This window comes from Mesorhizobium sp. M2A.F.Ca.ET.042.01.1.1, from assembly GCF_003997405.1.
Taxonomy (GTDB): domain Bacteria; phylum Pseudomonadota; class Alphaproteobacteria; order Rhizobiales; family Rhizobiaceae; genus Mesorhizobium.
Genome location: NZ_RZRX01000557.1, coordinates 1 through 1,314 on the forward strand (window position 1 = coordinate 1; position 1,314 = coordinate 1,314).

Here is a 1,314-nt window from a genome sequence, read left to right on the forward strand (position 1 = left end):
ATGGTGCAGGTGAAGCGTCGTTTGACCCGCGAAGCTGCCTACAAGGCTTTGCACGGCAGCGCCCAGAGACACGCCCGCGAAATTGCTGCCGATCAACCTGGGTCGAAGGAGAAGCTCTTCGCGCCCAGGCTGTTGCCGGCCTACAAGGCGGCGTGCAGACGCAAGCGCGATTTCATACGAGAAACCGAAGAAGCGGAACGCTGCCTGGTCCGTCTGGCCGAAGCGCTTCGCGTGATAATGAATGACAAAGAGTTTCTCTCGTTGCTCATGTCCGAGGGGTTTGCCACCATCCCAAACTGCCTGGTGCAGAGGTTACACGACGCTACGTCAGAGGCGGCAACAGCAAAGCATGCCGGCATGTCGCCCGCAGGCAGCAGCGCAGGCCGGCAACTTGTCAGCGGGATTTGCCCGGACGTCCTCGCTTTCCTCCAGGACTGCTTTGTGAAAGTGAAGATCTTCGGTCTGCTGCGGCATGTGCTCCCGGCTAGGCAAATGGAAATTGCCCGACTGATGGTCGCCATGGAGCGGGTTACATTCACATACGCAAAGATCCTTATCGCCTTTACGCCGCGCCCTCTGCTGGCGGAGGGTTTCGATCCAACGACGATAGCCAACGTGTCTGAAGATCAACTCGGCGCGATGACGCCAGAACTTGGCAGGCTAAGCAGTGAGTTTCTGAGGGCAGTGGAACGGCGTGGCTCCGCGAGCCTGGAACTGGTGGCAGCTAGCCGTTATTTTGAGCGTCTGATGGATAATTCCAAGGTGGTGCGCTACCTCGCACACAACTTCCCAGACCAATTTGAGGAGTTTCACAGCTTGTCGATCGATTGAAAGTGGTTCGAGCCATTGTGTACGCTCAAACTGCGGTTCTGCTCGATTGTTCCTGTCCATGATCAGGCGCGGGGGTCTGATCCGCCTGCATCGATCCAAGCGGGTGCGTGACGCCCGGCAAGGAAAAGGCCCCGTCGAGAGTTCGACGGGGCCGCATTCCTTAGAGCGGTGTGGTTCGACGAACGCGGTCGCGTTCGGCCTCGATGTCATCATAGGGCTCTGCGGTGGCGTCGAACCCTGTCCAGCCACCGGCTTCATAAGCGCTGCGCCTCTCGTCGAGGTTGACCGAACGCTCCCCGCGCAGAATGCGCTCAGCTTCGCCGGTGAGCCGATCATCCACTCTGGCCGTCACCAGGCTGCCGCCGCGGCGCACGCCCTCGGCATAGACATGTGCATCACGTTCCGAAACACCGGACTCCGTCAGCGCCCCGACGATGCCGCCGGCGGCTCCGCCCACCACAGCGCCGCCGACCGCGCCTACAG

Annotated in this window: 1 protein-coding gene and 1 pseudogene; one reads left to right on the forward strand and one right to left on the reverse strand. The window is 60.7% G+C overall.

Annotation, left to right across the window (positions count from 1 at the left end; all coding sequences use genetic code 11):
- A partial coding sequence (locus tag EOA23_RS34790) for a plasmid partitioning protein RepB C-terminal domain-containing protein (protein ID WP_127307324.1) occupies nt 1-831 on the forward strand: 831 nt, incomplete at its 5' end.
- 160 nt (nt 832-991) lie between these two features.
- Here the strand turns inward: EOA23_RS34790 and EOA23_RS34795 are convergent.
- Nucleotides 992-1,314: pseudogene (locus EOA23_RS34795) on the reverse strand (hypothetical protein); the annotation flags it as partial.